Consider the following 25,074-nt stretch of genomic DNA (forward strand, 5'->3'; position numbering starts at 1 on the left):
ACACCTGTCAAAACCTACTGCGCGTCGCGATTTGCGGCCTCCGATGCTCACTGTGCTAAAGCACAGCTCCGCGTCTCGGCCACAACTCGTTGCCGCTCGCTACGGTTTTGTCAGGCGTTTCAACGCATATGTACATTCGTACTGTCTTCGGACGACGCGCCTTGCCCTGAGCCGTTGTCCGAAGCTCTCACATCTGAATAAATAGTCCCATGGAAAACCTGATCAAGGGGCAGCGCCTGGCGCTGTCCGGCCTCGTCACGGGCAATGTCGTGCAACTGGGCCTCGCCAGCGCCGGCGTGGCGCTGGATTTTGCCTGTTTTGGCCTCGATGCCGCCGGCAAGCTGTCCGACGACCGCTACATGACTTTCTTTAACCAGCCGCGCACGCCGTGTGGCGGCGTGGAAACCGCGGCGCCGTCCGGCGATGCGGCCGGTTTCAGCTATCAGCTGGAGCGTTTGCCCACCTCCATCGAGCGCCTGGTCGTCACGGCCGCCATCGATGGCGACGCCACCATGGCGCAGCTGGGCAGCGGCCATCTGCGCCTGCTCGACGGCGGGCGCGAGCTGGCCCGCTACACATATGCGGGCGCTGATTTTGCGCAAGAAAAAGCCGTCATGCTGGGCGAGTTCTACCGCAAGGATGGGAGCTGGCGCTTCATGGCCGTGGGCCAGGGTTTCAATGGCGGCCTCGATGCCCTGGTCGCCCATTTTGGCGGTGTAGTGGCGCAGGCGGTTGCTGAACCTGAACCGGCGCCGCCGCCCAAGATTTCCCTGTCGAAAATTTCGCTGACCAAGGCGGGCCAGACGCACAAGGTGTCGCTGGAAAAGGGCGCGGGTGCGCCGGGCAAGCTCACCGTCAAGGCCAGCTGGGTCGATAACGGCGATGGCGACGACGATAACGACGACCTTGATTTGCGGGTCGGCATCCTCTTGCCGAACGGCCAGATGCGCTTCATCCAGGCGCCCGATACGCCCGGCAATTTTGGCGCCATGCCCTTCGTGCGCCACCTGGGCGACGTGGCGGGCGCATCCGGCAAGGAGCCGGCTACGGAAACGGTGGAAGTCAATCCCGCGCTGGCGCAGCATTACGGCGGTACGGTGGGCCTCGTCTTCAGCGTGTATTCGGCGGTGGCCAACGGCGCCGTCTCCGTCGCGTCCATGCGGCCGAAGATGGTCATGCAATATGGCGAGCAGATCGTCGAATGCGCGTTCGATTTCCGTTTGTCCAAGGCGGCCGACGACGATACCGTCTACACCTATGTGATCGGCATGGCGCGCATCACGCCCGACAGCATCATTCTGGAACCGTCGGGCAAGACGTCCGAGCCGGGCAGCGAAGCGACGCCATGGCTGAGCTGGCAGGGCGAGAACCTGCAACTGGCCTTCAACGGTCCCGTCGTTTTCAAGGGCGAGGACAAGGAAGATGAAGATGATTGCAATGCGGACAATCCACGCCGCTATATCGCCTAGGAGGCACTGATGGAAACCTTGTCCAAGGGACAGCGCTTGCCGCTGGCCAATCTCGTTCCCGATGGCGTATTGCAGGTCGGCGTGGCCGCGCAGGGCCTGGCGCTCGACGTGGCCTGCTTCGGCCTCGATGCCAGCGGCAAACTATCCGACGAGCGCTACATGACCTTTTTCAACCAGCCGCGCACGCCGTGCGGCGGCGTGGAAGCGCGCGCGGGCAGCGCCGGTGACATGGCCGAGTTTGCCTTGCAACTGGCGCGCTTGCCGGCCAGCGTAGACCGCCTCGTCGTGACGGCGTCCATCGATGGCAGCGGCGTGATGTCGCAGCTGCAGGCTGGCCACGTGCGCCTGCAGGCGGGAGGACGCGAGCTGGCACGCTTTGCGTTTGCCGGTTCGGATTTCGCACAGGAAAAAGCCGTCATGCTGCTTGAACTCTACCGCAAGGATGGCGGCTGGCGCTGCATGGCCGTCGGGCAAGGTTTTAATGGCGGACTCGATGCGCTGGTGCGCCACTTCGGCGGCGAAGTCGATCAGGCCGCGCCAGCCGCTGCTGCCACCCCTGCCGCGGCGTCGGCAATCCAGCAGGCGAAGATCAACCTGGAAAAGCGCGTGGAACGGGAAGCGCCGCAACTGGTCAGCCTGGTCAAGCAGGCCGGCGTGTCGCTGCAAAAAGTGGGACTGTCGGACCACCGCGCCAAGGTGTGTCTGTGCCTCGACATTTCCGGCTCCATGGGGCGGCTGTATAAGGAGGGGCTGGTGCAGCGCTTTGCCGAACGCATCCTGGCCCTGGGCTGCAAGTTCGACGACGATGGCGAGATCGACGTTTTCCTCTTCGGCAAAAACGTCCACCATCCGGCGCCCATGGCCTTGAGCAACTGCAATACCTACGTGGGCCAGGCGATACAGCGCCATCCGCTGGAAGGCGACACGCGCTACGGCGCCGCCATGCAGGCGATACGCGCGTTTTACTTCCCCGACGCTGCCGGCGGCGAGCGCACGCGCCCCGTCGCGGCCGAGTTGCCCGTGTACGTCATGTTTGTGACCGATGGCGGTACGAGCGACCAGGCAACGACTGAAAAGCAATTGCGCTGGGCCAGCAATGAGCCCATCTTCTGGCAATTCATGGGCATCGGCAAGGGACGCAAGTCGAAAAGCAAGTTTCTTTCCGCCTTTGCCGATTCCGATTTCCCGTTTCTGGAAAAGCTCGACGAATTGCAGGGCCGCCTGGTCGACAATGCCAATTACTTTTCCGTCAGCTCGCCCGACGAGCACAGCGATGCGGAACTGTATGATTTGTTGATGACGGAATATCCGGGCTGGCTGAAACTGGCGCGCGGCAATGGCTTGCTGAGGTAGTGGTCATCGGATGAGGCTGTATGACCACAAGTGCAAGAGATTTGTAAATTGAAGTAAATAACAATGGTTCGCATTTGCTTTGCGCAATGAAGTCGTGGCATGCTGGAACTGTGCCCATGCCTGTGTCCTCACGCCACGGCGCAGTGCCTCATCCGTAGCGTCTCCATTATTTTTTAAGCAAATGCATAAAATCCTCTTTCACTGTCTGGCGGGCGGCAGCCTGCTCGTCTCCGGCGCCGCTGTCCAGGCCCAAACCACGACTACCAGCGGCGACACCGTCGTCAAGCCCGCACCAGCCAAGGCGCCCGCCGCCGCGTCTACGCCTTCCGTCAGCGTGACGGCCGAACGCCCCACGGGCCGCATCGACCGGCAAGTCTACGACGTCAAGTCCGACGTGGGCAGCAGCAACGGCACGGCGGCCGATGCCTTGAACAATGTGCCGTCGGTGGCCGTCGATCCCGATGGTTCCGTCTCCTTGCGCGGCAGCAGCAATGTGCAGATATTGATCGATGGCAAGCCGTCGGCCATGCTGCAGGGGGATTCGCGCGGCGCCACCCTGAACGCCATGGCGGCCGACGATATCGAGTCCGTGGAAGTGATCAACAATCCCGGCGCCCAGTTCGGCAACGAGGCCGGTGGCGGCCCCATCCTGAACCTGGTGATGCGGCGCAACCGCAAGCCGGGCGGCTTTGCCACCGTCAACGCGAATGCGGGCATCGCGGGGCGCTACAACAGCGCCGTGTCCGGCACCTACAATGAAGGACCGTGGGGCTACCAGGGCGGCATCAATGTGCGCCATGACGGCCGCAATTCCGTGGGCGAGGTCAGCCGCGAACGCCTGGAGCGCGGCACAGGAGCTTTCGCCCCCAGCAGCCAGCAGTCCAGCAACAATGGCTTGAATGACTCGCTGGGCTTGCACGGCACCGTCAATTACAACCTGAACGCCAACGACACCCTGGCCGCCAGCGTGTCGTATAACGGGCGCAGCAATGACCAGCGTTCGCTCGACCGCTACATCAATGGTGACAGCACGGGCAGCACCATCGGCGACTATGTGCGCAGTACCGTGCGCAATGGCGACAGCCGCAACACCAGCTGGGGCGCGCGCTACGACCATAAGGGCGAGTTGCCCGGTGAAACCCTCAAAATCGACTTGCGCGTGTCCTCGTCGACCAACGAGAGCGACAGCGATTACGCCAATACCTACGCGCTGGCCCCGGCCTATGCCTTCGACAGCCGCGCGCGCCAGCACAGCGAGACGGGCAACCGCATCGTCGATTTCAGCGGCGACTATGAGCGTCCGCTGGCGGGCGGAACGGCCAAGCTGGGCTACAAGGTGGCCGACAACAAGAGCAGTTTCGACACCTTATATACGGACATCAATCCGGGCAGCCTGATGGAGACCGTCAACCCCATGCGCAGCAACCGTTTCGAGCTCGACGAGCGCACCATCGCGCTGTACGGCTCCTACCAGATGCGCCTGAGCGAGCGCTGGGGCGCGCTGGCTGGCTTGCGCGCCGAATACACGGACTTGAACGTGCGCCAGATCACCAGCGGCAGCGAGGCCAGCAACAATTACGTCAACTATATTCCCAGCCTGTTTGCCACCTACAAGGTCAGCGACGAGAGCAACTTGCGCTTCAGCTATGCGCACCGCATCCGCCGTCCGAATGCGGGCGACCTGAACCCTTACGTGGTCTACCGCGACGAGTTCAATGTGTCGGCCGGCAATCCGAAGCTGAAACCCACGCAGACGGATTCGTTTGAAATCGGCTATGAAACGAAGATCGCTGGCCTGGAAAGCAGCTTGCGCGCCTACCACCGGCGCGACACGGACGCCATCGTCGATTACCGCTACTTTATCAGCGACAATGTGCTCTTGACCACGCGGGAAAACGGCGAAGGCAGCCATTCGAGCGGCCTGGAGTTCAGCGTCAGCGGCAAGCTGACGCCGTCGCTGACCCTGAACACGAGCGGCAATCTGGCGCGCAGCCAGCAAACGAGCTCGGACGATCTGGGCAACCGCAGCACGCGCACGGCGAATGCCCTGAGCGGCCGCGCGCGCCTCAATTACCAGGTCAATACTGCCAACCAGGTGCAGCTGGCCCTGCAAATGCAAGGCAAGACGCTGTCCGGACAGGGCTACCGCTCGCCGAACAACACCTTGAATGTGAGCTGGCGCCACACGGTGACGCCGCAGCTGAGCCTGGTCATGAATGTGACCGATGTATTCAGCAGCAACAAGATGGAAACCGTCATCAACAGCGCTTCCTTGCGCGAGACGAGCACGCGGCGCTTCGACGGACGCATGATTTATGTGGGACTGTCGTACCGCCTCGGCGGCGCCACGTCGGCGGCGAAAGAGGGCGAGCGCGAACCGCGCTTCGGCCCGCCAGGCGGACGCGGGTCAGGCGGGCCCGGCGGTCCCGGACCGGGCTAAGCAGCTTTGGCAATTTCCTTGAGGAAGTCGACAAAGCTGTCCGCGTGGCGTTCAAAATGCCATGCGCCTGCGCCGTGCTCGGCCGTGTAGACGGGCGCGTCGCCGTCAACGATGGCTGATAAATCCAGGCAATACGGATCGGCGCCGGCATCAGCAATCACCACGTAGTGGGCCGGCCAACCGGCGATGACTTCCTGGTCAACCGGATTGTACGAGTAGCCGTGCTGTGCCTTGAGCAGCTCTGCCGCGCCGTACAGGTTCAAGCCCTGGAAGTAGCGCTTGCTGTCGATATACACGCGCAGCGGAGAGTAGCGGGCCAGGAAGCGCCGGTACTGTTCCGGCAAGGCCCAGCGCTGGTCGATGGCGGCCAGGTCGGCATTATCCGCAATGACCAGCCAGTTCGACGGGCGCGCCAGGTCCTGGTCCTTCTTGCGCTCGGCCGCCAGTTTTTTTTCCAGTTTCGCTGCCGCTTTTTCCATTGGGGAGCGAGGGTCTTCCAAAGACGCATGCGTGGCCGGTGGCGCAAAACCCGCACCGTCCGGATAGCCATCGCGCTGCCAGGCCAGCACATCGTCGAGTGGCAGGCTCTCGGCTTTCCAGTAGTCGGGAACGGCCGACAAGCCGGCGTCAAATGGCTGGCGGCTCAGCACGGCCAGGCTTTTCACGGCCTTGGCCCTGACTTGTAGCGGTTGCGAGTCCGAGAGAGCCAGCGCCACCACGGTCTCGTAAGCATCCTTGCCCTGGCTTTTCAGCAAGCCGTCGATGCCCCAGTAGGCCAGTTGCGGCATGGTCACGGCCCAGCTGAAAAATTCCTGCAATTCCTGCGCTTGTATCAGGTCCGCCATGGTGTGTACCAATGAGGTGCGCCAGTGCAGCAGCTGGCCGTCGCGCGCGTAAGCGCTCAATATGTCAAGCACGGCCAGCCGGTCGGTCTCGCCGTGTTTCTTGATCAGCCTATCCTTGAGCGTGGCGAACTTGACGCCGTCGGTTTCGTCGAACAGTTTGCGGTGCAGTGCTGCCAGTGGTGTGATCGCCATCGTCTTCCTGATTAATTTGTCTGCTGACTTCGGTTGAATGGATACTGTCCCTGACGGCCGCCAGTAGAAATTCTGGAGAATGCCGGACAGGTCAAATAATATTTTTATTGTAATATGTTGCCTGCTTCCATGATGGCAGGTTCGATCAAATGATGAAATTGTATTTCAAGACCAGTGTATTTTTATGCTGTCTGCTGGCTATCGTCTATTTGTTCTTGATGCGCAAGACCTTCCCCATGGCCAGTGATGGCAGTGGGCCCAATGGCGATGCGTTAATTGCCTTTTTCATCTTCGTTATCGCATGCATACTGCATGTCCATACTTTCATTCTGGCGATTTTTCTATACAGGAATAATAAGAATGGCACCAGGATCGCATTGGGCATGCTGGCTGCAAGTGCGCTTTTATTGTCATCGCATGAAATCAGATCCATCGCCAAAAGGCAGCTGTCCGATTATCGATACAATTCCAGTGCGACCACCAAAACTTTCAAAGCGATCAGTTCAGGGACGCCTGCCGAGTTTTTCAGCTATTTCGATCAGATCCCGGACCGGGAAAAAACGTGGCGCTATGTGCGTGACCTGATGGCAGACTTGGCCAAGGCAGGCAGGATCGATCTGCTTGAAGCACTGGAGATAAAAGGTTTTCCTGTCGCGGAGGCCGGTCACGAGCAGGACTGGACTGACGTGGTGTACGCGGCTGTTTACAGCGAAACGCTGTCACCGGAACAACGTCTGAAGGTGCTGGAATGGTTGTTTTCCAGGGCAGAATCTTTTGAATTCTCCCTGAAACAGTCCAGGCATGCGTTTTTCTCGATTGAGAATTTTTCAAATGCGTTCAAGGATATCAATAATCCGAGCACCAGGAAAGTCTTTGATCTCCTGGTACGCCACGACGCCGACTTCAGGGGCAGCAATACCGGATATGTGCTCTGGTATTCGGCCCGCTTCGGGAACCTCGATCACGTCAAGTTTTTAGTTGCCCAAAAAGTCGACCCCAATTACGTTGACGGGAACTGGCATACAACCGCCCTGGACGAAGCCATCGATAAAAAGGACCAGGCTATTGTTCAGGAACTTTTGAAGGCCGGCGCAAAGAAGGCGAGTGAGTTGAAAAGCGCGGTTCAATAATATGAACGGATCCGCGCGTTACGCTACCCGGCTCAGACGGCCATCGCGGCCTTGATGGGCGCGTGGTGTTCATAGCCTTCCAGCGAGAAATCCGATGGCTCGATCTTTTCCAGCCATTCCGGCTCGTACTTGCCCGTTTTCGCATAGTCGGGCACGCGCTCGGAAATGACAAACCTGGGCGCCGGGAAGGGCGTGCGTTTGAGTTGCTCTTCCACCATGTCGAGGTGGTTCTCATAGATGTGCGCGTCGCCGATGAAGTAGGTGAACCAGCGTGGCGTGTAGCCCGTCAGGCGCGCCACCAGGTGCAGCAGGGCGGCGCCTTCGGCGATGTTGAACGGCGTGCCCAGGCCAATATCGTTGCTGCGCACATATAAGCACAGCGAGATTTCGCGCGTGCTGGCGTTCGGGATGAACTGGTACAGCAAATGGCAGGCGGGCAGGGCGACGGCATCGAGCACGGCAGGGTTCCAGCCGTGGAACAGGATGCGGCGGCTGCCCGGGTTGTGCATGATGGTGTCCAGGCATTCGCGCAACTGGTCGACGGCCTTGTACAGCAGCACTTTTTGCACGCCGTCCTCGGCGATGGGAGCGATCAAGGTAAAACCATTCGCTTGCGCGTCGGCGATCTGTGCCGGCTGGTCGGTGGCCAGCAGTTTATATGCGGGCCATTGGCGCCATTGCACGCCGTACACGGGGCCCAGGTCATCCTCGCCTTCGCGGTAGGGGTTGGCCAGCCATTGCGCGTTTTCATTGGCGTTCTGGTCCCACACTTTGCAGCCCAGCGCGCGGAACTCGGCCGCGTTGCGCGAGGCGCGCAGGAAGGCGCACAATTCGCCGATCACGGATTTGAAAGCCAGTTTCTTGGTTGTCACGGCAGGGAAATTGCCATTGGCCAAGTCGAAACGCATCATGGCGCCCGGCACGCTCAGGGTGCGGATGCCCGTGCGGTTGTCTTGCCAGCTGCCCGTTTCGAGCACGGTCTTGATCAAATCTTGATATTGCTGCATGTATTTCTCCAACGGTAAGGATGGTGATTGTAACGCAGGCGCGACAGGCGGGCCGCGGCCCACGCACATAATTACGCTGCTGTCTTACCTGCAAACATGACTCTGTGGTAATTTGTGTGTCCTTAAAGAAATACACAGAAACGGCAGATGCTGCACCATGTTCTTGCGACAATTTGTAAATAATAATAACGCCGCCGTGGTGGAGATGAGCAGGGCCGATTTTCTCAAGGCCAACCTGCGCCTGATCCTGGCCTGGCCCTTGCTGGGGCTGGTCTTGTGCGCCGTGCTGTGGACGGCCACCTTGCTGCAGCTGGAGGCGGAAAAGAAGGTGGCACAGCAGCAGGCGCTCGACGGCGTGTCTTCGTTGTCGAAAGCATATGGCCAGTATCTGTTGCGCACCCTGGAGCAGATGGACCAGCTGACCTTGCAGCTCAAGTATGAGTGGGAAAACTCGCGCGGCCACTTGCGTCTCGACCAATTGAAGATGCAGGGCATGTATGCCTTGCCGCAATTTGCCATCGTCGCCATCCTCGACCGCAAGGGCCACCCGGTGACGGCCACGGCGCCGCTGCAGCGCCTGCGCGTCAACGAGCGCAGCGATTTTTTGTTGCGCCACTGGCGCAGCAATTCCAGCGCGCTGCGCATCGCGCTGGGGCGGGCCAGCGCCGTCAATGCAGGCAGCGCGGCGGCGCCCGACGCCGACGCAAGCCTCGTGCATTTCACGCGCCGGCTGGAAGACGAGGATGGCAATTTCGACGGCGTGCTGCTCATTTCCATTCATTCCAGCTATTTTTCCGAATTCTACAATAGCGTCAGTTTTGGCAAGTTCGGCATGTCGGCCATGGTGGGCGAGGAGGGCGAGCTGTTCAGCACGCGCCTGGGCTCGCGCGTGCTGCCGACCCGGCGCGGCCAGGGCACGCCATTCCTCGATACCAGCTTTCTGGAAACGGAGAGCGGCGCCATGCATTCCGGCGGCAGGATCGCTTTTTCTGACAAGCAAAATCGCTATGTGGGCTGGCAGGCGCTGAAAGCCTATCCGTTTACGGCCGTGGTCGGACTGTCGGACGGCGAAATGCTGCATCCCTACGAGGAAACGCGCACGATTTATCTCGGCATCGCCTTCGCAGTCACCGTGCTTCTGCTGGCCTTTACCGCCGTTGCCACCATGCTGTCGCTGCGTCTGGCGTGGCGCCACCACCAGTCCGAAGGCGTGCGCAATGCCTACCGCATGGCCACCGAAGGCACGAGCGACGGCTTTTATATCATTGCCGCCTTGCGCGGCGCGGATGGCAGCATCCTCGATTTCGAGATGGTCGACTGCAACGAGCCGGGCGCCGGCTACTTTGGCGTGCGCCGCGAACAATTGCTGGGCATGCGCCTGCAGTCGCGCGCCCACGAGCCGTATTTCCGCGACCTGATCCATAATTACCGGGCCGCCATGGTTTCCGGTTTTTCCGAGGAAGAGATCGAACTGCCGGAAGGCAATCCCTTCAAGCTGCGCTGGATACGCCGGCGCGTGGTGCGCAGCGGCGACCGCCTGGCCGTCACCCTGCAAGACATCAGCACGGCCAAGGAGCACGAGCGTGACTTGCGCCGCCTGGCCAATGAGGATGGCTTGACAGGCTTGCCCAACCGCTATTGGCTGCAGCAATTCCTGCCCGGCGCCCTGGGGCGCGCCGCCATCGCGCGGCATATGCTGGCGCTGCTGTTCATCGACCTGGACGGCTTCAAGGATATCAACGATACGCAGGGCCACGCCGAGGGCGATAAAGTGCTGCGCGCCGCGTCCTTGCGCCTGAAGGCCGTGCTGCGGCCGGGCGACCACGTGGTGCGCCTGGGCGGCGATGAATTCGTCGTCGTGCTCGACCCGGTGGAAGACGACAGCCGCGCCGAGCAGGTGGCGCAGCGCATCGCCATCGCCTTCGACGAACCGTTTTACCTGGGCAGCGAACGCCACAAGATGGGCGCCTCGATCGGCATCAGCCTGTATCCGCGCGATGGCGCCGAGACGGATGTGCTGCTGAAGAACGCCGACATCGCCATGTATGCCGTGAAAGTGGCGGGCAAGGGCCATCATCGCTTTTTCCAGCCGGAACTGTTCGAAACCATCCGCAACCGCCGCGAACTCGAGCAAAGCCTGGTGGCGGCGCTGGAGCAGGATCAGTTTCTTGTCGTCTACCAGCCGCGCGTCGACGCCATGAGCGGGCAGCTGTGCAGCATGGAGGCGCTCGTGCGCTGGCAACATCCGCAGCACGGCATGGTGCCGCCGCTGGAATTCATCCCCGTGGCCGAGAGCAGCGGCCTGATTTCGCAGCTGGGCGAAGTCGTCATCGAAAAGGTGTGCCTGCAGATGGCGCGCTGGCAGGCCAGCGGGCTGGAACTGGTGCCCGTCTCCATCAACGTCTCGGCGCGCCAGTTCGGCCGCGGCGACGTGCACCAGGTGCTGGCGTCCGCCCTGACGCGCCACCGCATCGATGCGCGCCTGATCGAGGTGGAAATCACGGAATCGGCCATGATGGATGAACAGAACCGCGCCGTGGAGCAGCTGTCTGCCATCCGCGCGCTGGGCGTGCGCTTGCTGGTCGACGATTTCGGCACCGGATACTCGTCGCTGTCGCAGCTGCAGAAGTTCGCCATGGATGGCTTGAAGATCGACCGCGCCTTCACCATGGAGCTGGGCCGCTCGGAGCAGGGCGAGGTGTTCGTGCGCGCCATCCTGTCGATGGCGCATGCGCTGGGCATGAGCGTGGTGGCCGAAGGGGTGGAGACGCGCGAGCAGCTCGACATCCTGCGCGCGCTGCAATGCAACGAGGTGCAGGGCTATTTCATTTCGCGTCCCGTGCCTGCCGAACAGATGCTGTCGCTGATGCATCAGCGCTTTCTGATACCGCTTCCAGCCCCGGCGCTGGCACTGTAGAACGGCGCGATGGGCAAGAAAAACAACGCCGTTTCAATAAAAGAGCGAACGTTCGCTTTTTTCTAAAAAATATTATATGCTTCGCTCATGCCGTCAGTGAATTGGAGTTCACGGCGGCAAGAAAAGTGCAAGACGGGGCAGTTTGGGATGCCCGCGATAGTGTGCCGAAGACCTTCATATAATAAAGAGAGACCAACTTGAAACATAAATATCTGCCCCTCCTGATCGTTGCCGCGTTCGCCGGCATTTCCTCCACAGCACAAGCATCGGGCTACCGTTTCGGCTCGCAAAGCGTTTCCGCTCAAGGCACCGCCGACGCCAGCGGCGCCGAAGCGGGCGACGCCTCGACCATTTTCTACAACCCGGCCGGCCTGTCGCGCCTGGAAGGCACGCAGTTCGTCGGTGGCGGCACCATCGTCGTGCCGCATTCGACCTACCAGGATACGGGCTCGCAGCAGTTCTGGCAGGGTAAACGCACGCCGTTCACGGCCACCAAGGATTACGCCCCGGACGCGGTGGTCGCGCCTGCCTTGTATGCCAGCAAAAAGATCAATGATCAATGGACTGTCGGTGCCGGCCTGTTCGTGCCGTATGGCGCCAAGCTCGACTATGGCAATGACTGGCATGGCCGTTATGCGATCACCAATATCAAGCTTGAAGCCATCGCTCTGAATCCTTCCGTGTCGTTCAAGCTGGACCAGCATCACTCGTTCGGTTTTGGCGTCACGGCCGAATACATGAAGGCGGAACTGGGCCAGGGCGTGGACGTGCCGGGCACGGTTGCTTTCCTGGGCGAGAAAGCGCCAGCCGCATCGACGGCCTTCCTGGGCAATATCCTGAAAACGCAGGGCATGGCAGCGTTTGTCTCCGCGAGAACTGCGCTGCAGGGACAGATCAATGACGGCCACGCGTCGATGGATGGCCATGACTGGGGCTTTGGCTTCAACCTCGGCTATCTGTACCAGCTGAACGAAGGCACGCGTTTCGGTATCGCTTACCGCTCGTCTATTTCGCACCAGCTGAAAGGCAGCACCATCTGGGACTTCTCGCAAGTGACGAGCAACCCGGCCGTGAACGCCTTCATCGCCAAGGCCTCGAACAAGGTCAATTCCAAGGCGCTGGTGGAATTGCGCACGCCGGAAACCCTGTCGGTCAACGCCTTCCACCAGATGGATGATCGTTGGGCCCTGATGGGTGACGTCACCTGGACCCGCACTTCGCGCCTGGAAAACCTGGACATCCAGTTCCCGCCGACGGCCGAAGGCGCCGAGCGCATTCGCCAGAACTGGAAAGACACTTACCGCGTGTCGCTGGGCACCAACTACAAATACAGCGAAAACCTGTTGCTGCGCGCCGGTATCGCGCATGACCAGGCGCCAGTGCGCAGCGCCGAGCTGCGCCACCCGGCCTTGCCGGACAGCGACCGCATGCAGTACTCGATCGGCGCGAACTGGAAGCTGAACGCCAATTCCTCGATCGACCTGGCCTACAGCTATATCGACTTCAAGGATGCTGCTGTCAATTACACAAACGACTGCTCGCCTGTCAAGACTGGCTGCACCGGCAACGGTGAAACCACCAAGGGCCTGTTCAAGACCCGCATGCAGTTGATCGGTCTCGCTTACAACTACAAGTTCTAAGCAGGTAGTGGCGGCCGACCCGGCCGCCATGAAATGAAAAAAGCGCCTTCGGGCGCTTTTTTTTTGGGTGCATGGATTTTCGGAAGTTGTCGGCTTACGCGCTGCGCGCTAACCCGACCTACGCTCAGGCTTTGATACGCATGGCCTGATCCAGCAAGGTCAAGGCCAGCCGCACGCTGTCGTCCGGCAGTTCCAGCAAGTTATCTCCCACATACCATTCCACCACGCTGTGCCCGGGCAGCGCCGCGTGGCTGGCGCGGCCGAACAGCCAGATGCCGTGGTCGGCGGCCACCTGGTTGCGGATGGCGATGGCCCGCTCGCGCGAGACGGGCAAATGCAGGTGCAGCATGTTGGCTTGCGGCTGGGCGGGATTGACGGCAATCGATGGAAAATCGTGCAGCAGCGCGTACAGCCACTGCGTGCGTGCGAAATACCGCGGCATGGCGTCCAGGCGCGCGTCGAACTGCATGGCGGCGGCCACCACGTAGGGCGTGCGGTGCACGATATTGCCGCCCTGGCGGCGGAACCACTCGCGCGCCCGTTCGACAAAGGGGCGGCTGCCGGCCAGCATGGCGCCACCGAGGCCGCCGATACCCTTGTACAGCGACACGTACACGGAATCAAAACCGTCGCAGATGGCGGGCAGGGATTGCTGGAAACCTGCTTGCGCCTCCCACAGACGCGCGCCATCCATGTGCAGATGGATGTTGTGCTCGCGGCAGTGCCGCTTGATGTCGTTCAATTCGTCCCACGACGGGCACTGGCCGCCGATTTCGCGCATCGGCAGTTCAAGCTGCACGGCGCCCAGCGCATCGGGCACGGCGCGCAAATCGTCCACCGTCCACGGACGGTGCGGGTCGCCGATCGTCAAACCCTTGAAGTGATCGAGCAATTCATGGTTGCCCCGTTCGTGGCGCAGGATGTGCGAAGTCGGGTGCAGCGCCACCAGGGGCGAGCCCCGGTCCTGGCATGCCAGGCGCAGGGCGGTGACCTGCGTCATGGTGCCCGTGATGCAGAACACGGCCGCTTCGAAGCCGAGGAGGCCGGCGATCTTGTGCTCGAACTGTTCGATCAGCGCGCCTTCACCATAGGTGTCGTGCGCGATGTCGTTGGCCTCGCACCAGGCGGCCATGGCGGCAAAGGTGGCTGCTGGCGTCGGTTGGCGGTGGCCCGGCAGGACGGTGTGGCAGCGCTGGCGCAGTTCGAGCTCGGTCACGGTAATTCCTTACAGGGTGGCCGTGGCCAGTTTCGCGCCGAAGCCGATGAACATGGCGCCCACGCCGCCGCCCATGCCGGCTGACAGGCGGCGACGGCGGCGGAAGGTGTCGGCCAGGCGCGCGCCGACAAAGATGATGGCCGTCAGATAGGTAAAACTGATCACCTGGCAAATCAGGCCCAGGCCGACGAAGGACAGCACCGGGTTCGGGAAGGCCGGGTCGACGAACTGGATGAAAAACGAGATGAAGAACAGGATGGCTTTCGGGTTCATCAGGCTGATGATCAGCGCCTTGCGGAATGGATCGCTTTCCTTGAAGGACGCTGGCGCGGCAGGGGCTTCACCATCGGCCGGCGCGGGCGCGCGCAGCTTGCGCCAGCAGCCGATCAGCATTTGCAGGCCGATCCAGCCCAGGTAGGCCGCGCCGATGTATTTCACGACGTAGAACAGGGCCGGGCTGGCTTTCAGCAGCGAGGCTACGCCGCAAGCCGACAGCACCATCAGAATCAGGTCGCCGGCGAAGATGCCGAAGGCGCCCTGGTAGGCGGGCCGAACGCCCCGTTGCGCGGCGACCGACAGCACGTACATGGAATTGGGGCCGGGCAGGATGACGATGAAGATGGTCCCCAATAAAAAGGTCCAGAAATCGGTGATGCCCAGGTTGGCGTGGAAAAGTGCATTCATGATGGTTCTGTTTAATTGATTTGTGCGTGATGGAATTGCAGGGCCGCCAGGTTGGCATAGATGCCTTTCATTGCCACCAGCGACGCGTGCGTGCCTGTCTCGACGATCTTGCTGTCTTCCATGACGATGATGCGGTCGGCCCGTTGTACTGTCGCCAGGCGGTGCGCAATGATGACGGTGGTGCGGCCCACCATGGCCGCTTCCAGCGCTTTTTGCACCAGGCGTTCCGATTCCGCGTCCAGTGCGCTCGTCGCTTCATCGAGCAGCAGCAGCGGCGGGTTTTTCAGCAGGGCGCGGGCGATGGCGATGCGCTGGCGCTGGCCGCCGGACAGGCGCACGCCGCGTTCGCCGAGGAAGGATTTGTAACCGTTCGGCAGGCGCTCGATGAATTCGTGGGCGGCCGCCATTTTCGCGGCCGCGATCACTTCTTCATCGCTGGCGCCGGCGCGGCCGTAGCGGATGTTTTCCATGGCGTCGGCCGAGAAGATCACGGTGTCTTGCGGCACGATGCCGATGGCGTCGCGCAGGGTGTGCAGGTCGAGCTGTTTGATATCCACGCCATCGAGGCGGATGCTGCCGCTTTGCGGGTCATAAAAACGCAGGAACAGCTGGAACAGGGTGGTCTTGCCGGCGCCCGACGCACCGACGACGGCCACCGTTTCGCCGGCGCGGATGTCGAGGCTGACGTGATCGAGCGCCGCGGTATCTGGGCGTGACGGGTACGAGAACAGGACATCGTCGAGCGACAGCGCGGCGCCGCTTGCTGCGCGGGCGGGCAGCGGCAGCGGCGTGGCAGGCGACTCGATGTCCGATTTGAGGGCCATCAGTTCCAGCAGGCGTTCGGTGGCGCCGGCGGCGCGCTGCGCTTCGCCCATGACTTCAGACAGGGCGCCGATGGCGCCAGCCACGATGGAGGCGTAGAGGATGAACTGGCCCAGATCTCCGCCCGTCATCGAGCCTTCCAGCACGGCGCGCGCGCCCAGCCACAGCACGAAGACGATGGTGCCGAAGACCAGCAAAATCGCGATCATGGTCAGCAGGGCGCGGGCGCGGATGCGGCGCATGGCCGTCATGAAAGCGCCTTCGACGGAGTCGCCGAAGCGTTTCGATTCGATTTTCTCGTGCGTGAATGCCTGCACGGTGGGCATGGCGTTGAAGATTTCGCCAGCCATGGCCGACGCGTCGGCGATACGGTCTTGCGAGTCGCGCGACAGCTTGCGCACCTTGCGGCCAAACACGATGATGGGCACTACCACCAGGATCAACAGGCCGATGATGATGCCGGCCAGCTTGGCGCTGGTGACGAACAGCATCACCAGGCCGCCCAGGAACAGCAGCACATTGCGCAGCGCCATCGAGATGCTGGTGCCGACGACGGCCTGTATCAATGTCGTGTCGGTGGTGATGCGCGACAGGACTTCACCCGTCTGCGTGGTTTCAAAGAAGGCGGGGCTTTGCGTGACGACGTGGCGGTACACGGCGCTGCGGATGTCGGCCGTGACCCGCTCGCCCAGCCATGACACCGTATAGAAGCGCGCCGCCGTGGCCAGCGCCAGGATGGACGCCACGCCGAACAGGGCGAGGAAGACCAGATCCACGTGCTGGATGCTCTTGGAACCGGCCGCGCCGCCGAAACCGAGGTCGATCATCTGCTTGAAGGCGGCAGGAATGGCCAGGGTCGAGGCGGCGGCCACCACCAGCGCGATACCGGCCAGGAAGAACTGCTTGCGGTACGGCGTCAAAAAGGGCATCAAGCCCTTGAAGGCGGCCAGGCTGCCTTTTTTCAGCTCGCGGCTGGTGCCGGTGTCGGGGGACAGTGTGGTTGCGGTGGTGCTCGTGTTGCCTGTTTCTGTGCTGGTTGTCATTGTTTTTCGCTTTGATTTACTTTTTGCTTGCGGTACTGTTTATAACTTCATCGGCTGGACATAGCCCGTCATTTCCAGGTAGGCGCGGCCGACCGGCTGGCCATCGCGCTCCACGGTCACGGCGCCTTCCCAGTACACGGCCCCCGTCGAACGGCGCGAATCAAGCTCCTGGTCTGGCTGCAGCGGCTTGATCCGCCAGCGCGTGGGGCCCGTGCGGATCTCCGTGGCGACCGGGTATTCGGCCTGCGTGCGGGGTGAGCGCCACAGCTGCGTGGGCGTGAAATCGACGTCGCCGGGCGCGAACTGCGTCATCTTGCCGGAGGCATCGCGCCATGTCGCGTGCGCCCATAGTTTAGCACCTGTCTTGCTGCGGATCTGGAAGGCCATCAGGGCGCCGCCGTCATCGAGGTTGGCGCCTATCCAGTTCCAGCCACTGGCGTCCGCATCGAGCACCTGGCTGGACCACTCGTGATCGAGCCAGGTGGTGCCCGTCACGGCTTCGGCCTTGCCGCCCGCGCGCGCGATCGTGCCCGTGGTTCGCAGCTGCGGTTCGCTGTAGTAGTAGCTCGATTGCGCGGGACGCGCGCCCTTGCGCGAATAGCCGCCTTGGCCCTGCAGCAGCACGGGCTGGGTGGGCGCGAGGGTCAGCTGCAAGTTGAATTCGCGCGCGGCCAGGCTGACCCGGTAGCTGCCGTCCTTGTGCCGCTGCATGCGCCAGTCGTCGAGTTTGACGTCCGTGTCGCCCACCTTGGCGTAAGCCAGGCCGAAGCCCTCGCGCGCGCTTTTCTCGTCGTGCAGCAGCTTGCCCACCTTCGGGTCCGACAGGGCCGCATGGCCGATGATCAGCTGTTTCGGCGCGAACGCACTGGGGTTCAGCGTATCGGTAGCCGTGGCGCTGCGAAAGAAGGTCACCTGGTAGCCCAGTTGCTCGCCGCCTGCGGTTTTGACCCAGCCCGTGGCGTACCACCATTCCGTTTTATAGGCGGGATGGGCGCCGAAGTCGTGCGGCAGGCGCAAGGTCTGGCCAGCCGGCAGCGGCGTGACGGGGGCGAAGGCGGGCGGCGCGGCCAGGGCAGGCAAGGCCAGCGTCAACAACAACATAAAAACACGGCGCATTACCAGTCCTCCCTGACGGCGCGGATGGGGCCAGCGGACAGGGCTTGCCTGCCCGCGATCAGCGCCGTGGCGGCGGCTGCCGTCAGCAGGGCGCCGGCCACGGTGGCGATCAATGGCCACGGCAGGTGCAGCTGCATGGTCCAGTGGAACGATTGCGGGTTGACGATGAAGACCAGCACAAAGCTGATCAACAGTCCCAGGACAAAGCCGGTGGCGATGCCCAGCGCCGTCAGTGCGCCGCCTTCGATCGCCAGGATGGACAAGATCTGCCCGCGCGTCACGCCCACGTGGCGCAGCATGCCGAATTCGCGCGCGCGCGCCAGGGTCTGGGCCGAAAACGTGGCGGCCACGCCGAACAGGCCGATGACGATGGCGATGGCTTCCAGCAGATACGTGACGGCGAAGCTGCGGTCGAAAATTTGCAGGCTCAGGGCGCGGATGGCCGACGGGTTTGATACTTCCAGGCTGGCGCCAAACGGCAGGCTTTTCAGACGCTGCTGCAGTTCGTCGCCCGTGGCGTCCTTGGCCAGCCACAGGGCCGCGTCGCTCACGTCATTGTCGCCGGTCAGGGTGCGGTAGTCGTCCAGCGGCATCTGGATGGCGCCGGACGAGCGCGCGTAGTCGCGCCAGATGCCGGCGACAAAGAAGGTGTGCAGCCCGCCCGCCAGCGGCAGGGCGATCTGCTGGCCCGGTTTGACGTTGTACAGGTCGGCCGCCGCTTCGGATAGCCAGACAGGTTTTGCGCCCGCTGGCACGGGCAGCGTGTCGCCCACCAGCACCATGCTCTTGCCCGGGTCTGGCAAATTGATGGGGCGCGCCAGCAGCGCCACATTCGGGCGGTCGGGCGCCAGCGACAGCGAGCGCACGCGCTGGAAATCCACCCTGGCCACCTCGGGCAGGGCGGTGATGCTGGCCTGTTCGCGCGGGTTCAGGCCTGCCGTCCCGCCGCTGGCCGCCGTGCGCGCATACACGTCGGCCGGCAAGATCTGCAGCAGCCAGTCGTCGACGGAGACGCGGAAACTCGACACCATGATGGCCATCGCCACCATCAGGCTAAAGCTCGACAGCACGCCGCCGAGGGCGATGCCGGCCTGGCCCGAGGCGTTGGCCAGGCGGGCCAGGGTCAGGCTGCGCACGGGCGCATGTTTGCTCGTTTCCGTGCGCAGCCAGGCGCGCTGCAGGAAGCGGAAGACGACGGCGGCCAGCTGCGGCATCAGGGCGATGGCGCCGATCAGCAGCAGCGCGATGGACAGATAGCCGAACAGCGGCAGTTCGAACACGGGCGGCAGGAATGTCAATGCGCCGGCCAGCAGCAAACAAGCCAGCGCAGGCCAGGTTTTCGCCAGGCGCGTCGTCACGACTTCTTCGCTGCCCGATTTCAGGGCGATGGCGGGGGCCGCGCGGGCCGCTTCCAGCGCGGGCGCGGCGCAGCCCAGCAAGGCGACACCGAGGCCCAGGGCGAAATACACGAAGGCGGCGACGGGCGTGAACTGCACCTGCGGCTGCACGCCCGCGAAATAGCCGGCGCCCAGGTCGCCGCCGAAGAAGCGCAGGGCCACGGCGGCCATGGCGTAACCGCCAGCGATGCCCAGCGCCGCGCCGACCACGCCGAGGCTGGCGCCTTCGAGCAGCACCTGGCGCAGCAACTGGCCCCGTTCCATGCCCAGCACGCGCAGCAGCGCGAACTGGCCGCGGCGGCGGATGACGGACAGCGCCTGCGTGGAAAAGACCAAAAAGGCGCCCGTAAACAGGGCGACGAGGGCCAGCACCGTCAGGTTGACCCGGTAGGCACGGCTGAGGTTATTGTTGCGGCTATTCTGGTTTTCGTCGTTGGGCTGGCCCACCTGGAAACGCCCCGGATACTGCGCTTCCAGTGTGCGCGCCAGGTCCGCCTGGAAGGCGTCGCGGTTGACGCCCTGGCGCAGTTTCAAGTCGATGCGCGACAGCTTGCCCACCTTGTTGAAGCGCCATTGCGCCGCGCCGATATCCATGACGGCGATACGCTGGCCAGCGCGCGCCCGCTGCAGCGAACCTGCCACGCGCAGCGCCACCGTGCCCGTGCCCGATTGCAGGGTGACCTGGCCGCCTTCGGCCACAGCCAGCCAGCGCAAGGCGGCGGGCGACAGAAAGACGGCGTCGTCGGCCAGGGTATCGAAAGGCTGGCCTTCGGCAGGCGCGCCGATCAGGTCGGGCGAGATGAAGCCGGCACGGAAAACGTCGAGTGCCAGGATGTGCAGCGGGCCGCCATCCTGCTTGCCGGCCACGCCGGCTTGCAGTTCCAGCACGGGCGAAGCGACGGCCACGCCGTCGCGCTGCGCCAGCCACGGGTAGACGGCTTCGTCGAACAGCGCTTCGCGCCCGGCCACCTGCACGTCGGCCTGGCCGGACAGGCTTTTGACGGCCGTGGAAAATTCATTGAAGGCGGCCGCGTTGATCAGGTGGATGGCAAAGCCCAGCGACACGCCGATGGCGATGGCGAGGATGGCGACGAAGGCGCGCACGGGATGCGCGCGCCATTCGCCCAGCAGCAGCCAGCGCGACAGCAGGCGCGTGCCCGCGGGATTTGCTGCCGGCGCACTCAATTCAAGCATTCGACGGCCATGCGTTCGCCGGCGCGCCGCGCTTTCAATTGCGCCGCGTCGCGATTCTTGTCGCCGGCGCCGACGGCGTCCTGCGCCGCCCATTTCTGTTCCAGGCGCAGCTGGGCGCAGTGCTTGTCGCGCGTTTCCTTCTGTTTGGCGCCCCGTTCTCGGGCCTGGTCTACCAGTTTTTCCTGCTGCTGGCGCGCCGCTTCCAGCTGGCTGGCCACCCGTTCCTGGCGCGTGGCCGCGCCCTTGTCGACGGCCGGCGGCGGTGCGGGCACCTCCAGGATTTGCAGCTGGCCGGCCGTGCAGGGCGTGGCGCTATAGCTGGTCTGGCCATCCTGCACGCATTTGTAGACGTCCTGCGCGCTGGCGGAACCGGCCAGCAAGGCCATGGCACAGAGCAGGAGGGACGGCGATCTCACAATATCTTCCCCGGATTCATGATGTTCTGCGGGTCCAGCGCCTGTTTGACAGCGCGCATCAACTGCAGTTCCAGCGGCGACTTGTAGCGGGCCAGGTCGTCCTTTTTCAGGGCGCCGATGCCGTGTTCGGCCGAAATGGAGCCGCCAAAGCCATGGACCTGGTCATGCACGATGCGGTTGATGGCATCCTGGTTGGCCAGGAAGTCGCGGTCCGTCATGCCGGCGGGCGGCGCCACGTTGTAGTGCAGGTTGCCGTCGCCCAGGTGGCCGAAGCACACGAGCTGGCAGCCGGGGAAGGCCGTTGCCAGGGCCGCATCCGTGACGCTGATGAAATCGGCGATGCAGGAAATCGGCAGCGAGATATCGTGCTTGATGTTCTTGCCCGCCTGCGCCTGCGCCAGCGGAATGTGCTCGCGCAGCTGCCACAGTCCCTCGGACTGCGCCACGGAACTGGCGACGACGGCGTCGGCTATCAACTCATCTTCCAGGGCCGCGCCGATGCTCGCTTCCAGCAATTCCACGGCGTGCGCCTCGGACTGGCTGCTGGATAATTCCAGCAGCACGTACTGTCCGTGGGCTTCCGCGAAAGGCCGCGGCAGCTGTGGAAACTGCTCCGCCACCAGTTGCAAACAGTATTGCGACATCAGTTCAAAACCCGTCAGGCTGGCGCCGCAATGGTCCTGCATCAGGCTTAATAAACGCAGGGCGTGGGCGGGCGTAGGCATGGCGGCCAGCGCCGTGATGCACGCTTTTGGCTGCGGGTACAGTTTCATCACCGCGCCCGTGATGACGCCCAGGGTGCCTTCGGCGCCGATGTACAGGTCGCGCAAATCGTAGCCCGTATTATCCTTGCGCAGGCCGCGCAAGCCGCTCCAGATTTCGCCCTGCGGCGTGACCACTTCCAGGCCCAGGCACAGCTCGCGCGTGTTCCCGTAACGCAGCACGGCCGTGCCGCCCGCGTTGGTGGCCAGGTTGCCGCCGATGGTGCAACTGCCTTCGGCCGCCAGCGACAGGGGGAACAAACAGCCGGCGGCACTGGCCGCTTCCTGGATGGTTTGCAAAATGCAGCCCGCGTCCACCGTGATGGTGCGGTTGACGGGGTCGAGCGCGCGGATGCTGTTCAAACGCGCCAGCGACAGCACGACGGCCGTGCCAGCGGCGTCCGGGATGCTGCCCAGGACCAGGCCCGTGTTGCCGCCTTGCGGCACGACGGGCACCTGCCATTGCGTGCAGGCGCGCAGCACGCCTGCTACCTGTTCCACCGTGGCGGGGCGCAGCACGGCCAGGGCCTTGCCCGTGAACCGGTCGCGCCAGTCGGTGAGGAAGGGCGCCGTGTCGGCGTCGTTGGTGAGTACGTAGGCTTCGCCCAGCAGTTCGCGGCAGGCGGCGAGAAAATCGGCTTTTTCAGTCATTTCTTGATACTCACTTTAGTCACTTTTTCCAGCAGCTCTTTGGCCATGCGCTTGGCGGCCTTTTTGTAAGGACGCAGGTACAGCACGGCGCAGACAAAATAGATGCAGACGATGGCCGCTTCGCCCCAGGCCATCAGGGCCGAGGTGGGGTTCGTGTCGCTGTAGCCGCGCACCACGCCTTCCGTAAAATACAGCAGGATCACCATCGACGACCATTGCAGGGTGTAGACGTCGCGCTTGATGACGCCGTACAGTGGGATGAGCAGGGGCGCCGCTTTCAGCACGACCCAGGAGCCGCCCGGCTGCAGCGGCGCGACGACGGTTTCCCACAGCACGCACCAGACGATCAGGGTGACGAGGCTGGCGATGGCGCCCCAGTGAAAATACTTGTGCAGTGTGCCGTGCATCATGCGCCTGCCAGTTTCGCGGCGTTTTCCGCCAGGCGCCGGCCCAGGGCGGTGGCCAATCGCTTTTCATCGTCGCTCAGGGCCTTGTCGCCGTCGATGCCCGACCAGTGCGTGGCGCCATACGGCGAGCCGCCCGTGGACGTCGTCATCAGTTCGGGATGCGTGTAGGGCAGGCCCATGACCAGCATGCCGTGGTGGAAGAGGGGAATCATCATCGACAGCAGGGTCGATTCCTGGCCGCCATGCAGGCTGCCAGTGGACGTGAACACGCAGGCGGGCTTGCCGGACAGGCTGCCGGCCAGCCAGTCGCTGGCCGTGCCATCCCAGAAGTACTTCATGGCGGCAGCCATGTTGCCGAAGCGGGTGGGCGAGCCCAGGGCCAGGCCCGCGCACTCCTGCAAGTCTTCCAGTTCCACATAGGGCGCGCCATCGGGCGGCACTTCCGGCGCCGTCGCCTCGGCCACGGTGGAGACGGCGGGGACGGTGCGCAGGCGCGCATCGCAGCCAGGCACGCTTTCCACTCCCTGGGCTATCAGCTCGGCCAACTGGCGCGTGGCGCCATGGCGTGAATAAAACAATACGAGAATAATCAGATTGGTTGGCTTCATCATTGGTATTATAGGGCGCTTTACAGCCTGATACGACTGCTGTCATGGCGCCGTTCTGATTTTGCACATGTTTTCAAAATATATAATCCCCATCTTTCAATACCTGTGGCGCACCCTGCACATCGGTGCCGACATTGTGCGTGGCCTGACATGGTCCGAAACGCGCGACCTGCTGCAGTTCGCGCGCCGCCGCGTGCGCGAGGAAAGCCTGCCGCAAGTGGCCGGCAGCCTGACGTTTGCCACCGTGTTTGCGCTGGTGCCGCTGCTGACCCTGGCCCTGGCGATCTTCACCACTTTCCCGCTATTCAATACCTTCCGCCACGCGCTGGAAGACTATTTCGTGCAAAGCGTCATGCCCAAGGGCATATCGAACACCATCCTCGATTATCTGACCACGTTCGCGTCGAAGGCCACGCGCCTGTCGGCCATCGGCGCGGGCGCCCTGATCGTCACGTCGGTGGGCATGATGGGCTTGATCGAGCGCGTCTTCAACCGGATATGGAGAGTGCGCCAGGAGCGCCGCTGGACCAAGCGTCTGCTGGTTTACTGGGCCATCGTCACCCTGGGACCGCTGCTGGTGGGCGTGTCGCTGACGGTGACGTCGCGCCTCTTCATGGCCACCAGCGGCGTGGTGGGCGCCGTACCTTTCATCGGCGCCGTGTTTTATACCCTGGTGTCGATCGGCCTGACCATGCTGGCGTTTACCCTGCTGTACATCGCCGTGCCGAACCGCGACGTGGACTGGCGCGACGCGGCCTGGGGCGGCTTGCTGGCGGCGCTGGCGTTCGAGGTGGCCAAGCGCGGCTTCGGCGAATTCATCCAGGAATTCCCCACCTATTCGCGCATCTACGGCGCGCTGGCCGCCTTGCCGCTGTTCCTCGTGTGGATATACCTGAGCTGGATGATCACCCTGGTGGGCGCCTTGCTGGTGGCCGCCTTGCCCGTCGTGAAATATGAACGCTGGTGGTACGAGGCGGCGCCGGGCAGCGAATTCGTCGACGCCGTCGCCATCCTGAAAGTGCTGCACCAGGCCTGTCACTGCGCCGATTCGGCCCTGGTCGGTGCGGCGGAAATTCGCCGCAGCACGCGCCTGGGTTTCGAAGAGATGGAAACCCTGCTCGACAAGATGGTGCAGCAGGGCTGGGTGGGACGAGTCAACGTGGATGGCGCTGTGCGGGTCCAGTGGGGCAAGCGCGTGGCCGACAGTTCCGACCACTGGGTCTTGCTGGGCAACGTCAACCGTATCAGCCTGGCCGACGTCTACCGCCTGTTTGTCTTCGGCGGCATGCGCGTGAACTCCGGTTACCCGGCCGGCTCCACGAATGAACGCGACATCAAGGCGGCCGAAGAAGCGGCCGCGCTGGCGGCGCAGGTGGAAAACGCCGTGGAGCAGGGACTGGGCCTGACCTTGGCCCAGCATTTCGGGGACGTGCGCTGCGCCTGATGGGCAATCAGGGGTTGAGCCGCTCGTACAGCAGGACATCGAGCGCGCCCGTCAGCGTATTGCCCTCTTCGTCGAGCAGGGTGTAATCCTGCTGGTTGTCGCCGAGCGAGGCGCTGCCCTCGATGCCGCACACCAGCTGGTATGTGGCGTCATCGATCGCCAGCTTGATCAGGGCCAGGATTTGCTCGCGCTGGCCATCGGCCAGTGCCAGTTCGTCGAGCAGGGCGCCAAGCCGGGTCTGCCCATCGCTTCCCTGCGCATATAGCGCCAGCAGCGACGCATTGGATGCGACGACATCATCGATGAATTTTTTCGCGTGCAT

The 25,074-nt window shown here is 63.1% G+C and carries 19 protein-coding genes; 7 read left to right on the top strand and 12 right to left on the bottom strand.

Annotated elements, in window-relative coordinates; translation table 11 throughout:
• Positions 1-209 precede the first annotated feature (209 nt).
• From HWE17_RS14295 to HWE17_RS14305, 3 genes are all read left to right on the top strand, one after another.
• Complete coding sequence (locus HWE17_RS14295) at positions 210-1,469, top strand: TerD family protein (protein WP_176389183.1); 1,260 nt, start codon at positions 210-212, stop codon at positions 1,467-1,469.
• 9 nt (positions 1,470-1,478) lie between these two features.
• Positions 1,479-2,822: a VWA domain-containing protein gene (locus tag HWE17_RS14300; RefSeq protein WP_176389184.1), complete on the top strand. Its 1,344-nt coding sequence runs from the start codon at positions 1,479-1,481 to the stop codon at positions 2,820-2,822.
• 181 nt (positions 2,823-3,003) lie between these two features.
• Positions 3,004-5,262 (top strand): outer membrane beta-barrel family protein, encoded by a 2,259-nt coding sequence (locus tag HWE17_RS14305; protein WP_176389185.1) that lies wholly within the window; start codon positions 3,004-3,006, stop codon positions 5,260-5,262.
• On the opposite strand, the gene HWE17_RS14310 is transcribed toward HWE17_RS14305, so the two are convergent.
• Positions 5,259-6,299, bottom strand: a complete 1,041-nt coding sequence (locus HWE17_RS14310; protein WP_176389186.1) for an SMI1/KNR4 family protein — start codon at positions 6,297-6,299, stop codon at positions 5,259-5,261. The genes HWE17_RS14305 and HWE17_RS14310 overlap by 4 nt on opposite strands.
• A 149-nt stretch (positions 6,300-6,448) precedes the next feature.
• On the opposite strand from HWE17_RS14310, the gene HWE17_RS14315 reads away from it, so the two are divergent.
• On the top strand, positions 6,449-7,429 hold the full coding sequence (locus HWE17_RS14315; protein WP_176389187.1) for an ankyrin repeat domain-containing protein: 981 nt from the start codon (positions 6,449-6,451) through the stop codon (positions 7,427-7,429).
• 32 nt (positions 7,430-7,461) lie between these two features.
• Here HWE17_RS14315 and HWE17_RS14320 read toward each other — a convergent pair whose 3' ends face one another.
• Entirely contained in the window at positions 7,462-8,436 is a 975-nt protein-coding gene (locus HWE17_RS14320) for a thymidylate synthase (protein ID WP_176389188.1), read from the bottom strand.
• Positions 8,437-8,641: 205 nt separating this feature from the next.
• Between HWE17_RS14320 and HWE17_RS14325 the strand changes: the two genes are divergently transcribed.
• A complete protein-coding gene (locus HWE17_RS14325) occupies positions 8,642-11,353 on the top strand; it encodes an EAL domain-containing protein (RefSeq protein ID WP_255206244.1) in 2,712 nt (903 codons plus the stop codon).
• A 197-nt stretch (positions 11,354-11,550) separates the two neighbouring features.
• Positions 11,551-12,993: an OmpP1/FadL family transporter gene (locus HWE17_RS14330; protein ID WP_176389189.1), complete on the top strand. Its 1,443-nt coding sequence runs from the start codon at positions 11,551-11,553 to the stop codon at positions 12,991-12,993.
• A 124-nt stretch (positions 12,994-13,117) separates the two neighbouring features.
• Here the strand turns inward: HWE17_RS14330 and HWE17_RS14335 are convergent, their stop codons facing one another.
• The 9 genes from HWE17_RS14335 to wrbA are packed head-to-tail and all read right to left on the bottom strand — an operon-like array spanning position 13,118 to position 23,308.
• Positions 13,118-14,209, bottom strand: a complete 1,092-nt coding sequence (locus HWE17_RS14335; RefSeq protein ID WP_176389190.1) for a beta-eliminating lyase-related protein — start codon at positions 14,207-14,209, stop codon at positions 13,118-13,120.
• A 9-nt stretch (positions 14,210-14,218) separates the two neighbouring features.
• Positions 14,219-14,893 carry a leucine efflux protein LeuE gene (leuE, locus tag HWE17_RS14340; protein ID WP_176389191.1) on the bottom strand — a complete coding sequence of 225 codons (675 nt, stop codon included), beginning with the start codon at positions 14,891-14,893 and terminating at the stop codon, positions 14,219-14,221.
• 11 nt (positions 14,894-14,904) lie between these two features.
• Complete coding sequence (locus HWE17_RS14345; RefSeq protein ID WP_176389192.1) at positions 14,905-16,758, bottom strand: ABC transporter transmembrane domain-containing protein; 1,854 nt, start codon at positions 16,756-16,758, stop codon at positions 14,905-14,907.
• 39 nt (positions 16,759-16,797) lie between these two features.
• Positions 16,798-17,874: a lipocalin-like domain-containing protein gene (locus HWE17_RS14350; protein WP_176389193.1), complete on the bottom strand. Its 1,077-nt coding sequence runs from the start codon at positions 17,872-17,874 to the stop codon at positions 16,798-16,800.
• Positions 17,874-20,465 (bottom strand): FtsX-like permease family protein, encoded by a 2,592-nt coding sequence (locus HWE17_RS14355; protein ID WP_176389194.1) that lies wholly within the window; start codon positions 20,463-20,465, stop codon positions 17,874-17,876. Before HWE17_RS14355 ends, HWE17_RS14350 begins: the two co-directional genes overlap by 1 nt.
• Positions 20,453-20,881 (bottom strand): DUF4124 domain-containing protein, encoded by a 429-nt coding sequence (locus HWE17_RS14360; protein WP_176389195.1) that lies wholly within the window; start codon positions 20,879-20,881, stop codon positions 20,453-20,455. The genes HWE17_RS14355 and HWE17_RS14360 overlap by 13 nt, the downstream gene beginning before the upstream one ends.
• A complete protein-coding gene (locus HWE17_RS14365; RefSeq protein WP_176389196.1) occupies positions 20,878-22,293 on the bottom strand; it encodes an FAD-binding oxidoreductase in 1,416 nt (471 codons plus the stop codon). Before HWE17_RS14365 ends, HWE17_RS14360 begins: the two co-directional genes overlap by 4 nt.
• Positions 22,290-22,703, bottom strand: coding sequence for a DUF2069 domain-containing protein (locus HWE17_RS14370; protein ID WP_176389197.1), 414 nt, complete (start codon positions 22,701-22,703; stop codon positions 22,290-22,292). The genes HWE17_RS14365 and HWE17_RS14370 overlap by 4 nt, the downstream gene beginning before the upstream one ends.
• Entirely contained in the window at positions 22,700-23,308 is a 609-nt protein-coding gene (gene wrbA, locus HWE17_RS14375) for an NAD(P)H:quinone oxidoreductase (protein ID WP_176389221.1), read from the bottom strand. Before wrbA ends, HWE17_RS14370 begins: the two co-directional genes overlap by 4 nt.
• A 67-nt stretch (positions 23,309-23,375) precedes the next feature.
• On the opposite strand from wrbA, the gene HWE17_RS14380 reads away from it, so the two are divergent.
• Positions 23,376-24,752, top strand: coding sequence for a YihY family inner membrane protein (locus HWE17_RS14380; RefSeq protein ID WP_176389198.1), 1,377 nt, complete (start codon positions 23,376-23,378; stop codon positions 24,750-24,752).
• A 7-nt stretch (positions 24,753-24,759) separates the two neighbouring features.
• Here HWE17_RS14380 and HWE17_RS14385 read toward each other — a convergent pair whose 3' ends face one another.
• Positions 24,760-25,074 carry a hypothetical protein gene (locus tag HWE17_RS14385; protein WP_176389199.1) on the bottom strand — a complete coding sequence of 105 codons (315 nt, stop codon included), beginning with the start codon at positions 25,072-25,074 and terminating at the stop codon, positions 24,760-24,762.

The sequence above is a fragment of the Janthinobacterium sp. BJB401 genome, assembly GCF_013372745.1.
Taxonomy (GTDB): Bacteria; Pseudomonadota; Gammaproteobacteria; order Burkholderiales; family Burkholderiaceae_D; genus Janthinobacterium; species Janthinobacterium rivuli.